This is a genomic window from Actinomycetospora sp. NBRC 106375 (assembly GCF_030269665.1).
Taxonomy (GTDB): Bacteria; Actinomycetota; Actinomycetes; order Mycobacteriales; family Pseudonocardiaceae; genus Actinomycetospora.
In genome coordinates this window covers 135,478-148,257 of the sequence record NZ_BSTS01000003.1, presented here as the reverse complement: position 1 = coordinate 148,257, position 12,780 = coordinate 135,478, and the positions used below count along the sequence as shown (strand labels likewise).

Annotated in this window: 13 protein-coding genes; 1 reads left to right on the top strand and 12 read right to left on the bottom strand. The window is 75.1% G+C overall.

Translation table 11 applies throughout. The features are described 5' to 3' along the window. Window positions 1-62: 62 nt before the first annotated feature. The 7 genes from dapB to truB form a co-directional block, all read right to left on the bottom strand. Complete coding sequence (gene dapB, locus QSK03_RS06465) at window positions 63-797, bottom strand: 4-hydroxy-tetrahydrodipicolinate reductase (protein WP_285649552.1); 735 nt, start codon at window positions 795-797, stop codon at window positions 63-65. Beyond that, window positions 794-2,086 (bottom strand): M16 family metallopeptidase, encoded by a 1,293-nt coding sequence (locus QSK03_RS06460; RefSeq protein ID WP_285649550.1) that lies wholly within the window; start codon window positions 2,084-2,086, stop codon window positions 794-796. Before QSK03_RS06460 ends, dapB begins: the two co-directional genes overlap by 4 nt. Before the next feature lie 50 nt (window positions 2,087-2,136). Next, on the bottom strand, window positions 2,137-4,470 hold the full coding sequence (locus tag QSK03_RS06455) for a polyribonucleotide nucleotidyltransferase (RefSeq protein ID WP_285649548.1): 2,334 nt from the start codon (window positions 4,468-4,470) through the stop codon (window positions 2,137-2,139). A 264-nt stretch (window positions 4,471-4,734) separates the two neighbouring features. Continuing rightward, window positions 4,735-5,004, bottom strand: coding sequence for a 30S ribosomal protein S15 (gene rpsO / locus QSK03_RS06450; RefSeq protein ID WP_285649546.1), 270 nt, complete (start codon window positions 5,002-5,004; stop codon window positions 4,735-4,737). A gap of 225 nt (window positions 5,005-5,229) precedes the next feature. Then, complete coding sequence (locus QSK03_RS06445; RefSeq protein ID WP_285649544.1) at window positions 5,230-5,697, bottom strand: helix-turn-helix domain-containing protein; 468 nt, start codon at window positions 5,695-5,697, stop codon at window positions 5,230-5,232. Window positions 5,698-5,807: 110 nt separating this feature from the next. After that, the gene (locus QSK03_RS06440) at window positions 5,808-6,752 is read right to left on the bottom strand and encodes a bifunctional riboflavin kinase/FAD synthetase (protein ID WP_285649542.1); all 945 of its coding nucleotides are present in this window, start codon (window positions 6,750-6,752) and stop codon (window positions 5,808-5,810) included. Window positions 6,753-7,099: 347 nt separating this feature from the next. Further along, complete coding sequence (gene truB, locus QSK03_RS06435; RefSeq protein WP_285649540.1) at window positions 7,100-8,047, bottom strand: tRNA pseudouridine(55) synthase TruB; 948 nt, start codon at window positions 8,045-8,047, stop codon at window positions 7,100-7,102. A gap of 64 nt (window positions 8,048-8,111) precedes the next feature. Here truB and QSK03_RS06430 point away from each other — a divergent pair, with 64 nt between their 5' ends. Then, window positions 8,112-9,377 carry a geranylgeranyl reductase family protein gene (locus QSK03_RS06430; RefSeq protein WP_285649538.1) on the top strand — a complete coding sequence of 422 codons (1,266 nt, stop codon included), beginning with the start codon at window positions 8,112-8,114 and terminating at the stop codon, window positions 9,375-9,377. 5 nt (window positions 9,378-9,382) lie between these two features. Here QSK03_RS06430 and QSK03_RS06425 read toward each other — a convergent pair whose 3' ends face one another. The 5 genes from QSK03_RS06425 to QSK03_RS06405 all read right to left on the bottom strand — a co-directional run bounded on the left by QSK03_RS06425 (window position 9,383) and on the right by QSK03_RS06405 (window position 12,739). Beyond that, window positions 9,383-10,093, bottom strand: a complete 711-nt coding sequence (locus QSK03_RS06425) for a hypothetical protein (protein ID WP_285649536.1) — start codon at window positions 10,091-10,093, stop codon at window positions 9,383-9,385. Between the two features lie 68 nt (window positions 10,094-10,161). Then, window positions 10,162-10,704, bottom strand: a complete 543-nt coding sequence (locus tag QSK03_RS06420) for a GrpB family protein (protein WP_285649534.1) — start codon at window positions 10,702-10,704, stop codon at window positions 10,162-10,164. Between the two features lie 89 nt (window positions 10,705-10,793). Next, window positions 10,794-11,015: a hypothetical protein gene (locus QSK03_RS06415; RefSeq protein WP_285649532.1), complete on the bottom strand. Its 222-nt coding sequence runs from the start codon at window positions 11,013-11,015 to the stop codon at window positions 10,794-10,796. Next, a complete protein-coding gene (locus QSK03_RS06410; RefSeq protein WP_285649530.1) occupies window positions 11,012-11,332 on the bottom strand; it encodes a DUF4288 domain-containing protein in 321 nt (106 codons plus the stop codon). The genes QSK03_RS06415 and QSK03_RS06410 overlap by 4 nt, the downstream gene beginning before the upstream one ends. Window positions 11,333-11,398: 66 nt before the next feature. Beyond that, on the bottom strand, window positions 11,399-12,739 hold the full coding sequence (locus QSK03_RS06405) for an MATE family efflux transporter (protein WP_285650062.1): 1,341 nt from the start codon (window positions 12,737-12,739) through the stop codon (window positions 11,399-11,401). Window positions 12,740-12,780: the final 41 nt, after the last annotated feature.

Here is a 12,780-nt window from a genome sequence, read left to right as displayed (position 1 = left end):
CGATCCTGGCGTGTCGTGCCAGGAAAGCCGCATCGCTCGCACACCTGTGTGCGCCGGTCGGGCTAGTCGAGGTCCGGGAGGGCGTCGAGGCCGACGGTGAGGCCGGGGTGGTCGGCGACCGTGCGGCAGGCGAGCAGGACGCCGGGCATGAACGAGCTGCGGTGCAGGGAGTCGTGGCGCAGCGTGAAGGTCTCGCCCTCCGAGCCCAGCAGCACCTCCTGGTGCGCGACGAGCCCGGCCATCCGCACGGCGTGCACCGGGATGCCGTCGACCGTGGCGCCCCGCGCCCCGTCGGGGTCGTGCGTCGTCGCGTCGGGCCCGGGGCCCAGGCCCGCCTCGGCGCGGGCGGCGGCGATCATCTGCGCGGTGCGGGTCGCGGTGCCCGAGGGGGCGTCCGCCTTGCGCGGGTGGTGCAGCTCGACGACCTCGACCGAGTCGAAGAACCGGGCCGCCTGCGCCGCGAAGCGCATCATCAGCACCGCGCCGATGCCGAAGTTCGGCACGACGAGCACGCCCTGGCCCGGCCGCAGGCGGGCGCGGACGTCGTCGAGGAGCTCCTCGCCCACCCCGCTGGTGCCGACCACGCAGTGCAGGCCGGCGTCGACGCACCAGCGCAGGTTGTCGGCCACGGCCGACGGGTGGGTGAAGTCGACGACGACGTCGGCGGCGCGCAGGACCTCGCGGTCGTCGCCGACGTCGACGCGGGCGACCAGCTCGAGGTCGTCGGCGCCCTCGACCGCGGCGCACGCCTCGGAGCCCATGCGCCCGGCGGCGCCCAGGACACCGACCTTCGTCAAGAGATCATCTCCCGCACCTCGTCCGGCAGCTCGTCGACGTCACCGTAGGGGCCGACGACGGCCGCGGCGCGCGGGCCGGTGAGCAGCTCGGACGCCAGCGCGGCGACCTCGGTGGCACCGACGGCGTCGATGCGCTCGAGGGTGCCGGCGAGGTCGGTGGCACGGTCCAGGCCGCCGTGGTCGAGCTCGCGGCGCCCGAGGCGGGTCATGCGGGCCGAGCTCTCCTCGAGGCCGAGCACGAGCTCACCGCGCAGCTGGCCGCGGGCGCGGGCGAGCTCGGCGTCGGTGATCCCGTGGGCGGCGAGGTCGCCGATCTCGTCGCGCACGACCGTCGCGGCGGCGCCGAGGCGCTCGGGCGCGCACCCGAGGTAGACCGCGAGCGTGCCGGAGTCGGTGTAGCCGGTGGTCGCCGAGTACACCGAGTACGCGAGCCCGCGCTGCTCGCGGACCTGCTGGAAGAGCCGCGAGCTCATGCCCCCGCCGAGCACGGTCGCGAGCACCTGGAGCGCGGGCCACCGCTCGTCGGCGCGGCGCAGCGAGCGCACGCCGAGCATGAGGTGCGCCTGCTCGGTGTCCTCGTCCCGGACGGCGAGGCGCTCGGCCGGGCCCGCCGGGCGGTCGCCCGCCTGCCGGTGCCAGGGCTCCGCGGAGCCCTCGAGCCGCCCGCCGTAGGCCGCCGCGACGGCGTCGAGCACCTCGTCGTGCGCGACGTTGCCGGCGACGGCCAGCACCGAGCGCGCGGGGACGTAGTGGCGGGCGTGGAAGTCCGCGAGACGGTCGCGGGTCATCCCGCGCACCGTCTCCTCGGTGCCGATCACCGGCAGACCGAGCGGGTGCGCCCCGAACAGCAGGGCGTCGAAGTCGTCGGCCAGCAGGTCCTCGGGGTCCTCGTCGCGACCGGCGATCTCGGAGAGCACGACGTCGCGCTCGAGCTCGACGTCCGCACCGGCCATGACGGCGTCGAGGACGACGTCACCGAGCACGTCGACGGCGAGCGGCATGTCGCGGTCGAGCACGTGCGCGTAGAAGCACGTGTGCTCCTTGCCCGTGAACGCGTTGAGGTCGCCGCCGACGGCGTCGATCTCCTCCGCGATCGCGCGGGCCGAGCGCCGCCGCGTGCCCTTGAACAGCAGGTGCTCGAGGAAGTGTGCGGCGCCGTGTGTGGCGGCGCCCGTCGCCGGCTCGTCCCGTGAACCGACCTCGACCCACAGTCCGACCGAGGCGGACCGGGCGCCGGCGACGTGCTCGGTGACCACCCGCAGGCCCCCGGGCAGCACGGTGCGTGCCACGCCGGGGGCCGGGTGCTGCGTCTCCGCGTGACCCGTGCTGGAGAGTGCCGTCACTCCGGCGACGAGCCCCCGATGGCACCGGTGACGGCACCGCTGGTGGCCGCGGGTCCGGTCGGGGCGGCCGGGGTCGACTCGGCGCCGTCGGCCGGGGCGTCGGAGCCGTCGGAGCCTTCGGAGCCGTCGCCGTTGGCGGCCGCGGCGTCCTCCTCCTTGACCGGGATCAGGCTGATCTTGCCGCGGTTGTCGATGTCGGTGATCTCGACGCGCAGCTTGTCGCCGACGTTGACGACGTCCTCGACCTTGCCGATGCGCTTGCCGCCGCCCAGCTTCGAGATGTGCACCAGGCCGTCGCGGCCCGGCAGCAGCGAGACGAAGGCGCCGAACGCGGCGGTCTTGACCACCGTGCCCAGGAAGCGCTCGCCGATCTTCGGCAGCTGGGGGTTGGCGATGGCGTTGATCCGGTCGATCGCGGCCTGGGCGCTCGGCCCGTCGGCGGCACCGACGTAGATCGTGCCGTCGTCCTCGATGGAGATGTCGGCGCCGGTCTCCTCGGTGATCGAGTTGATCATCTTGCCCTTCGGGCCGATGACCTCGCCGATCTTGTCGACCGGCACCTTCACCGTGGTGATGCGCGGCGCGTACTCGCTCATCTCGTCGGGCGCGTCGATGGCCTCGGCCATGACGTCGAGGATCGCGAGGCGGGCGCCGCGGGCCTGCGTCAGCGCCTTGCCGAGCACCTCGGACGGGATGCCGTCGAGCTTGGTGTCGAGCTGCAGCGCGGTCACGAAGTCCTTCGTGCCGGCGACCTTGAAGTCCATGTCGCCGAACGCGTCCTCGGCGCCCAGGATGTCGGTCAGGGCGACGAAGGTCTCCTTGCCGTCGACCTCGCCGGAGACCAGGCCCATCGCGATGCCCGCGACCGGGGCCTTGAGCGGCACACCGGCGTTGAGCAGCGACATCGTCGACGCGCAGACCGAGCCCATCGACGTCGAGCCGTTCGAGCCCAGCGCCTCCGAGACCTGGCGGATCGCGTACGGGAACTCCTCGCGCGACGGCAGGACCGGCACGAGCGCCCGCTCGGCGAGCGCGCCGTGGCCGATCTCGCGGCGCTTCGGCGACCCGACGCGGCCGGTCTCGCCCGTGGAGAACGGCGGGAAGTTGTAGTGGTGCATGTAGCGCTTGGTGGTCTCCGGGCCGAGCGAGTCGATCGTCTGCTCGAGACGGAGCATGTTCAGCGTGGTGACACCCAGGATCTGGGTCTCGCCGCGCTCGAACAGCGCCGAGCCGTGGGCCCGCGGGATCACCTCGACCTCGGCGGCCAGCGGACGGATGTCCGTGGTGCCGCGGCCGTCGATGCGGAAACCGTCGCGCAGGATGCGCTGGCGGACCGTCTTCTTGGTCAGCGAGCGGAACGCCTCGCCGATCTCCTTCTCCCGGCCCTCGAACTTCTCGCCGAGCTCGGAGACCAGTCGGTCCTTGATCGCGTCCTGGGCGTTGTCGCGGTCCTGCTTGCCCGTGATCTTGAAGGTCTCGTCGAGGTCGTTGCCGACCGCGGACTCGACCGCCGCGTACACGTCGTCCTGGTACGCCGGGAAGGTCGGGTAGTCCTTCGTCGTCACGCCGGTGGCGGCGTAGAGCTCCTTCTGCGCCTCGCAGAGGGAACGGATGAACGGCTTGGCCGCCTCCATGCCCTGCGCGACGATGTCCTCGGTGGGCGCCTGCGCGCCGTCGCCGACGAGCTTCCACGCGTGGTCGGTGGCCTCGGCCTCGACCATGGCGATGGCGACGTCGGAGCCGTCGGAGGTCACCGAGCCCGCGATGACCATGTCGAACACGGCGCTCTCGAGCTGCTCCCAGGTCGGGAACGCGACCCACTGCCCGTTGATGAGGGCAACGCGGGTCGCGCCGATCGGGCCGTCGAAGGGCAGGCCCGAGATCTGCGTGGACGCCGAGGCGGCGTTGATCGCGAGGACGTCGTAGGGGTCCTTCGGGTCCAGGCTCTGGACCGTGATGACGACCTGGACCTCGTTGCGCAGCCCACCGGTGAAGGTCGGGCGCAGGGGCCGGTCGATGAGCCGGCAGGTGAGGATCGCGTCGGTCGACGGGCGGCCCTCGCGGCGGAAGAACGAGCCGGGGATGCGGCCCGCGGCGTACATGCGCTCCTCGACGTCCACGGTGAGCGGGAAGAAGTCGAAGTTGTCCTTCGGCCGCTTCGACGCCGTGGTGGCGGAGAGGAGCATCGTGTCGTCGTCGAGGTAGGCGACGACGGCGCCGGCCGCCTGGCGGGCCAACCGGCCCGTCTCGAAGCGGACGGTGCGGGTGCCGTAGGCACCGTTGTCCAGGACCGCGGTGGTCTCGTGGACGCCCGAGTCGGTCTCGGTCATGAGGGTTCCTCCTCGAGGCCCCTCCCGCGGCGCGCCGACGGCTCCCCCGGCGACGCTGCTGGCGACGAGCGGTCTTCGATCGAAGCCCACGGACGTGTCGACGTCCGGAGGCCACTACCGAGGACCGGCCGGCGCACGGGCGTCCCGGGTGCGTGGGCGGCGGAGGTGGGGCCGGATGGTGGTGCGCACGCCGCCGCGCCGACCGGCGTCTGTGCCGACCGGCGCGGGGCGTGCGCGGGGTTCAGGGGTGCCTCGTCAGCTGGGTCAGCGACGCAGCCCCAGCCGCTCGATCAGCGAGCGGTAGCGGGCCACGTCGACGGAGGCGACGTACTTGAGCAGGCGACGACGACGGCCCACCAGCAGCAGGAGCCCGCGGCGGGAGTGGTGGTCGTGCTTGTGCATCTTGAGGTGTTCGGTGAGTCGCACGATGCGCTGCGTCAGCAGCGCGACCTGCGCCTCGGGCGACCCGGTGTCGGACTCGTGCACGCCGTACTCGGCGAGGGTCGCCTTCTTCTGCTCGGTGGTCAGTGCCACGGGGGTGGTGCTCCTCGTCTGCTTCGTCGGTGCCGTGAGATCGGGCGGCATCCACCGCGACCCGGAAGTCGGCGGTGTCGGGCGACGCACGCTCGCGGGGGTCGGGCTCTCGTTCTCGCCTGCCCGGATCCACCCGTCGTCCGGCCACCACGGACCGCAGCCGGACGAGTCGACTACCAGTGTACCGGTGCGCGTGCGAGCGCCTCGGGCGGGCCGTCGGGGCCGTCAGCCCTGGTCAGCGGCCCGGCGCAGCAGCCCCGCCAGCGACGGGAACCCGCGGTCGAGCGTGTCGGCGGCCCGCGCGAGCTCGTCGGGGTCGGCCACGGTGCGCAGGAGATCGTAGGAGTCCGCCGTCCGGGGCGCGGGCGGCCCGGAACGGGGCTGGCTCGCCCGGACCTCGGCGAGCAGGCGGCCGACGTCCACCGGACCGTTCGGCCCGCCGGCGAGGATCCGCTGCTCGAGCAGCACGAGGCGGCCCAGCACCGCCGGTGTCCCGATCTTGACCCGCCGGGCGCTGATCAGCTGGGAGAGCATCGCCGAGCTCAGCCCCAGCGTCTCGGCGAGCACTGCCTGCGAGATGTCGAGGGCGCCGAGCAGCCGGCGCAGACGGTCGCCGAGCGGCTCGCCGTAGAAGCGGCGCTGCAGCTCGCGGTTGCGTCGCACGGCGTCGGCGTCCCGCGGGCCGTCACCCACCGCCGCCCTCCCGTCCGCCCGGTACCCCCGCCCGCGGCGATGGTGGCACCGGCGTCGCGGCGGTGGTGGCCGTTCCGGGAGATCCGCCGGGGTCGGCCCCTCCGGATCCCTCAGACCCCGAGGACCTCGCGGGTGCGCGCGACGTCGCCGTCCATGGCGGCGATGAGCTCCTCGATCGAGTCGAAGCGGTCCATCCCCCGCAGGCGCTCGACGAAGTCGACGGCGACCCGGGCGCCGTAGAGGTCCTCGTCGGTGTCGAGCACGAACGCCTCGACGGTGCGCACCCGGCCGGAGAACGTCGGGTTGGTGCCGACCGACGTCGCCGCGGGCCGCCGGCGCCCCCGGTGATGGAACCAGCAGGCGTACACCCCGTCGGCGGGGATCGCGTCGTGCTCGCCGAGCTCGAGGTTGGCGGTCGGGTAACCCAGTTCGCGCCCGCGCTGGTCGCCGCGCACCACCACTCCCTCGAGGCGGTGCGGACGGCCGAGCGCCTCGGCCGCGGCCCGGACGTCGCCGGCGGCGATGCTGGCGCGGATGTAGGTCGAGGAGAAGGTCACCGACGACCCGGCGGGCGACGAGGGTTCGGCGACGAGGTCGACACCCTCGGCGGCGAACCCGAACCGCTGCCCGAGCCGCTCGAGCTCGGCGACGTCGCCGGCGGCGCGGTAGCCGAACGTGAAGTTGCGCCCGACCACCACCATCGCCGCGTGCAGGCGGTCGACCAGCAGCGTGTGCACGAACTCGTCGGGCGCGACGCGGGCCAGGTCGGGGGTGAAGGGCAGCACCCAGAAGGCGTCGATCCCGAGCTCGGCGACGAGCTCCGCGCGGCGGGTCAGCGACGTCAGCCGCGGAGGGTAGGTGCCGGGGCGCAGCACCGAGGCCGGGTGCGGGTCGAAGGTGATCAGCACGACGGGCAGGCCCAGGACCTTCCCGTGCTCCACCGCCCGCGCGATCAGCTGCTGGTGGCCGCGGTGCACGCCGTCGAACACGCCGATCGTCACGACGCACCGACCCCAGCCCGACGGCACCCCGTCGAGTCCCCGCCAGCGTTGCACGGCGCGGAGCCTACGGGCGGTGCCCGCGGTCACGCCGGATCGGAGGGGCCCGTCACCCCGGGCGTCGTGATCGCCACACGAGGGTGTCGCGGCGGCCGGTCACGGGTCGCCGGGCGCCCCACGCCTGCGTGCGTGTCTGCGCCCCCGGACCTGGACGTCGCGAGCCGGCGCGCCCGGAGGTCGCGATGGTGCTGCTCGTGCTCCGGTTCTCGAAGCATCGTGACGGGTGGTGCGGCCTTGCCCCGGGGCGCCGCGTGGCTGCGCCGGCCCTGCGGGCGAGAGGCACCTTCCGCAGGCCCGACGCCGCGTCGATCATGCGCACCGTGCCCCTCGCGGCGCGGGGCGACTCACGCCGGGGCGAGGACGAGCAGCGGGCGCGCGGCGCCGCGGTCGTCGGCGACGAGACCGATGACGTGCCCGTCGGGGCCGAACACCCCGATCGTCCCCGCGCAGCCGCCGGCGGCCAGCGGACGCCCGTGGGCGAGGCCGTCGGCCTCGTCGGCGTCGGCGTCGCGGCGGGGGAAGGCGGTGGCGACGGCGGTGTCGAGGTCGAGCGAGAGCGACGCGCGGCCGTGCTCGGACTCCTCGGCGGCCAGGGTGTCGATCGTGCGGGCGTGGGCGAGCGTGAACGGCCCGACCCGCGTGCGGCGCAGCGCGGTCAGGTGCCCGCCGACGCCCAGCGCGGCGCCGAGGTCGCGGGCCAGCGCCCGGACGTACGTGCCCGACGAGCAGTCGACGAGGACGTCGAGGTCGCGGAACGGCCCGTCGGTCCGGGTGGCGAGCACGTCGAACCGGTCGACCGTCACCGGCCGCGCCTCGAGCTGCACGTCCTCCCCCGCACGGGCGCGCTCGTAGGCGCGGCGGCCCTCGACCTTGATCGCCGAGACGCTGCTCGGGACCTGCGAGATCTCCCCGGTCAGCGCCGCGATGCCGCCGGCGACCGCCTCCTCGCCGAGCCCGCTCGCGTCCGCCGGCTCTCCGACGGGTTCGCCCTCGGCGTCGTCGGTGGTGGTCGCGAGGCCGAGGCGGATCGTGGCCAGATAGCTCTTGGTGTCGAGCGCGAGGTGGCCGAGCAGCTTCGTCGCCCGCTCCACCCCGAGCACGAGCACCCCGGTGGCCATCGGGTCGAGCGTGCCCGCGTGCCCGACCTTGCGGGTGCCGACGAGGCGGCGGGAGCGCCCGACGACGTCGTGCGACGTCCACCCGGCGGGCTTGTCGACCACCAGCAGCCCCGGCGGCGGGGGCTCGCGCCGTTCGCGGCGAGCACCGGGAGCACCTCGACCACGTCCGGACACGGCCGCCCATGATGCCTGCCACCGCCACCCGGCCCGTCACCGTCCCGCCAGGCATGCTGGAGGCGTGACCACCCCGACGCGCACCGACGTCCTCGTCGTGGGCGCCGGCCCCGCCGGTTCGGCCGCCGCGGCCTGGGCTGCCGACGCCGGCCACGACGTCGTCCTCGCCGACGCCGCGATGTTCCCGCGCGACAAGGCCTGCGGTGACGGGCTGACCCCGCGCGCCATCGCCGAGCTGACCCACCTCGGCCTCGGCGAGTGGGTCCGCGGGCGGGGCACGAACCGCGGCCTGCGCGCCGCGGGCTTCGGCCAGCTGCTGGAGCTGCCCTGGCCGGGCGGGTCGCTCCCCGCACACGGCGGGGCCGTCGCGCGCACGGAGCTCGACGACCGCATCCGGGCCGCGGCGCTCGAGCGGGGCGCACAGCCGGTGGAGGGCGCCCGCGCGGTCGACGTCGAGCGCGACGGCGACCGGGTCTCCGGGGTGGTGTTCGACGGACCCGACGGGGCGGCGACGATCTCCTGCCGCCGCCTGGTCGTGGCCGACGGGGCGCGCTCGACGCTGGGTCGGGTGCTCGGTCGCGAGTGGCACCGCGACACCGCCTACGGCGTCGCCGCCCGCGGCTACGTGCGCTCGGGCCGGCACGACGACGAGTGGATCTCGTCGCACCTGGAGCTGCGGGGCACCGACGACGAGGTGCTCTCCGGCTACGGCTGGGTGTTCCCGCTGCACGACGGGCACGTCAACATCGGCGTCGGCACCCTCGCGACGGAGGCCCGGCCCGCGAACGTGCGGCTGCGCTCGCTGATCGGGCACTACGCGCAGCAGCGCCGCGACGACTGGCAGCTCGACGGCGAGGTGCGCGACGTCGCGTCCGCACTGCTGCCGATGGGCGGCGCCGTGTCCGGCGTCGCCGGGCGGAACTGGGCGCTCGTGGGCGACGCCGCGGGGCTGGTGAACCCGCTGAACGGTGAGGGCATCGACTACGGCCTCGAGAGCGGGCGGACGGTCGCCGGGCTGCTCGGGGACGACGACCTCTCGCTCGCCTGGCCGGCCACGCTGCGGGCGCACTACGGCTCGGCGTTCTCGATCGCGCGGCGTCTGGCGAAGCTGCTGACGATGCCCCGCCTGCTGCCCATCGCCGGCCCCGTCGGCATGCGCTCGCGGGCACTGATGACCGTGGCCCTGCGGGTGATGGGCAACCTCGTGACCGACGAGGACGCCGACCTCGTGGCCCGCGCCTGGCGGGTGGCCGGTCGCGCCTCGCTGCGCGCCGACGATCGCCCGCCGTTCCCCGCCGCCGACCTGCGCTCCCCGGTGGCCGCGGGCTGAGCACGTCACGGCCGGATCCGCAGCGGGGTCCGCGTCCGGGGCAGCGCCACGAGCGGCTCCCGCGGGCGGGGTACGAGATCGGGACCGTGGTGCCAGACCTCCGTTGCCGCGAGCCACGGCGCGCTGCCCGGCGGACCGGCGTAGGGCACGGCGAGCCACCCGGTGGTGACCGCCGTACGCGGGTCGCCGGTCCAGACCAGCACGATGTGGCGCAGGCGCACCGGGTCGGCGTCACCGTCGTCGCCGACCAGGCCGCGCCACCACGTCTGGCCCCACTGGTGCTCCGGGCCCGGCTCGTAGCGGCCGGCGTTCTCGTGGGCCGCGTGACGGCGCACGTCGCTGGCGGTGTCCCACCGCGTCGCGTCCCAGCCCAGCTCGGCGGGCCCGACGGGGCCGAGCGCGCGGTCGGGCACCTTCATCAGCAGCAGCCGCAGGGTCCCGAGCCGCAGGACCAACGCCTGCTGCTCCGACGTCACGAGCACGCCGCGCGCGGCCCAGGCGGCGAGGTCCTCGCGCAGGAGCAGTGTGCGGATGTTCTCCGACGCCGTGATGCCCAGCGACGTCGCGGTGTCGCCCGCGACCGCGGGGTCGTACCGGTCGACGTTGCGCTCCCAGACCTGCGCGATCGTGCGCTCGAGCAGGTCGGCCAGCCCGATCGCCCGGACGGTGCCCAGCACCCCGTCGAGCCAGCCCTGCACCTGCTCGTCCCACCGCATGCACCCATGGCACCACCGACCCCCGACACTCCCGTCCGCGCCGACGTCGCGACCGGCCCGGCGACGTCTCAGAGCCGCGCCAGGACGCGCCGGACGAACGCCGCCTTGGTGTCGCCGTAGGCCTCGCGGTCGGCGGGGTGGTCGGCGATCGCACGGTCCTTGACCGCGGCGTACTCGGCGCGGAGCCCGGGGTCGGCGCGCAGGCAGTCGCGGAACGCGAGCTGCTCCGCCCAGCGGTCCTGACCCGGCGCCGTGAGGTGCAGGTGCGCCAGCCGGGTCCTCGCCGCGTCGTCGACCCGCACGAGGAACCACCGCCACGGTCGGCGGTCGAGCTCGCGCGGGACGAGCATCCAGCCGGCCGTCGCGGCGGCGTCGCGCGCCTCGCCCACGGCGGCCGCCGGGTCGTGCGCGACGGCCTGGAGGTCGATGATCGGCTTGGCGCGCAGCCCGGGGACCGCGGTCGACCCGACGTGCTCGACCCCGGTCGCGAGCCGGTCGCCGAACAGGTCCGCGACCTCGGCGGCGTACTCGCGCGCCCGCGCCGCCCACGCGGAGTCGTGCGCGACGAGCCGCGGCGCCTCCGTCGCCCACGCCGGGAGAGGCTCGCTCATCGACCCACCCTGCCACGCGCCGAGGAGCACGTTCCGCAGCCCGAGAACGCTCCTGATCATGCGCACCGTGCCGCTCGCGACGGGAACGATCACTCCCGCAGCGACTCGTGCACCGCGCGGGCGTCGTCGTCGAGGTGCCGGCCCGGGATCTGGGCGAGCGACCAGGGCACCGCGTCGACGTCCAGGACACCGGCGATGCGGTCCATCAGCGCGTCGGCCTCGGCGGCCGTGGCGATGACACCGACGCGCAGCTCCCAGAGCTCGGACTCGCCGGGTCGAGCTCTGCACCGCTCCGTCTCCGGCCCCGTCACCACGACGTGCTCGCCATGAGCGGCTCGAAGCGGCGGTAGGCGTCGAGGTCGCGGAAGTGGCGACGGTAGAGCTCGCCGCCCCCGAGCACGGGGGCGACGTCGACGAGGCGCACGAGCGAGGTCACCACGGTCTCGCCGAGGTGGTTCACCACGATCGTCTCCCGGGCGCGGGCGTGCGTGAGGGCCGCGGCGCGGGCCTCGGCCTCGCTCGCGGCCGGGAACACGGTCACGTCCTCGCGGTACACGGCCTGGTAGTCCGGCGCCTCGCTCGTCGAGCGGAACACCAGGATGGCCACCCACGGCTCCGTTGCGGTCACGCGGACGACGATCACAGCTCCGCGACGTCGGTGTCGTCAGGGTTTCCCCTCAGGGCGACCCCGAACTCACGTCCCCGTGACGGCCCAGGCCTCGCCCCGGACCCGCACCCCGACGGCGACCGCGCGGGCGAGGATGAACAGCGCCAGGCCGGCCCAGATGCCGAGCAGGCCCCAGCCGAGGACCAGGGACAGCCAGATCATGGGCAGGAAGGCGAGCAGCGCGGACCCGACCGTGATGCGCCGTAGGTAGGCGGCGTCGCCGGCGCCGAGCAGCACGCCGTCGAGGGCGAAGACGTACGCCGCCACGGGCTGGAGGGCGACGAAGAACCACCACGCCTCCGGGACCACGTCGCGGACGGCGGGGTCGGGCGTGAACACCCCGGGCAGGACGCCGGCGGTCGCCGCGAACACCACGCCCGCGAAGCACCCCAGCACCAGCCCGTAGCGCGTCACGCGCCTCGCCACGCCCCGCGCCGTGGCCACCGACGCCGCGCCGAGGGCGGCGCCGACCAGCGACTGCGCCGCGATCGCGAGGGCGTCCAGCACGGTGACCATGAACATCCACAGCTGCAGGACGATCTGGTGCGCGGCCACCGAGGGCGCGCCGAACCGGGCGGCGACCGCCGTCGCCGACAGGAAGCACGCCTGGAACGCGGCGCTGCGCAGCAGCAGGTCGCGGCCGAGCCCGAACTGCGCGCGCATGTCGGCGACGACGGGCCGCAGGGAGACCCGCTCGCGGGCCAGCGCCCCCACGAACAGCACGCCGACCGTGGCCTGGGCGACGACGTTCGCCCACGCCGAGCCCTCGAGGCCGAGGGCCGGGAACGGGCCCAGGCCGTACACGAGCGCCGGGCACAGCAGCGCCGAGAACCCGTTGCCCGCGAGGACGATGACGATGGGCCGGCGGGTGTCCTGCACCCCGCGCATCCAGCCGTGGCCCGCGAGGGCGACCAGGATCCCGGGCGCGCCCACCACCGCGATCCGCAGCCAGGAGGTCGCGGCGCCGGCCACCGCTCCCCCGCCGCCCAGCACGTCGCCGACCCACGGCGCGAGCGTCCAGCCGGCAACGACGACCAGGGCGCCGACGCCGAGCGCGATCCACGTCGCGGCCACGCCCTCGCGGACGGCGGCCGCCCGGTCGCCGGCGCCGTGGTGCCGGGCCGCGCGGGCGGTGGTGCCGTAGGCGAGGAACGTGCCGAGGCTCGCGACCTGCGCCAGCACGATGCCGCCGACCGCGAGGCCCGCCAACGGGATCGCGCCGAGGTGGCCGACGACCGCGGTGTCGACGAGCAGGTAGAGCGGCTCGGCGACGAGGACGACGAGCGCCGACGAGGCGAGCGCGAGGACACGCCGGGCGCCGGGCTCGTCGTCCGGGCGCGCCGCGTCCCGCGAGCGAGCGTGTGGCATCACGGACGCTCAGTGTCTGCGGTGGCCCACCGCTGACACTC

Bases quoted from the DNA above. Each gene is read 5' to 3' on its own strand.
- QSK03_RS06455 (WP_285649548.1), bottom strand. From the start codon at position 4,470: ATGACCGAGACCGACTCGGGCGTCCACGAGACCACCGCGGTCCTGGAC.
- QSK03_RS06425 (WP_285649536.1), bottom strand. From the start codon at position 10,093: ATGCGGTGGGACGAGCAGGTGCAGGGCTGGCTCGACGGGGTGCTGGGC.
- QSK03_RS06420 (WP_285649534.1), bottom strand. From the start codon at position 10,704: ATGAGCGAGCCTCTCCCGGCGTGGGCGACGGAGGCGCCGCGGCTCGTC.
- QSK03_RS06405 (WP_285650062.1), bottom strand. From the start codon at position 12,739: ATGCCACACGCTCGCTCGCGGGACGCGGCGCGCCCGGACGACGAGCCC.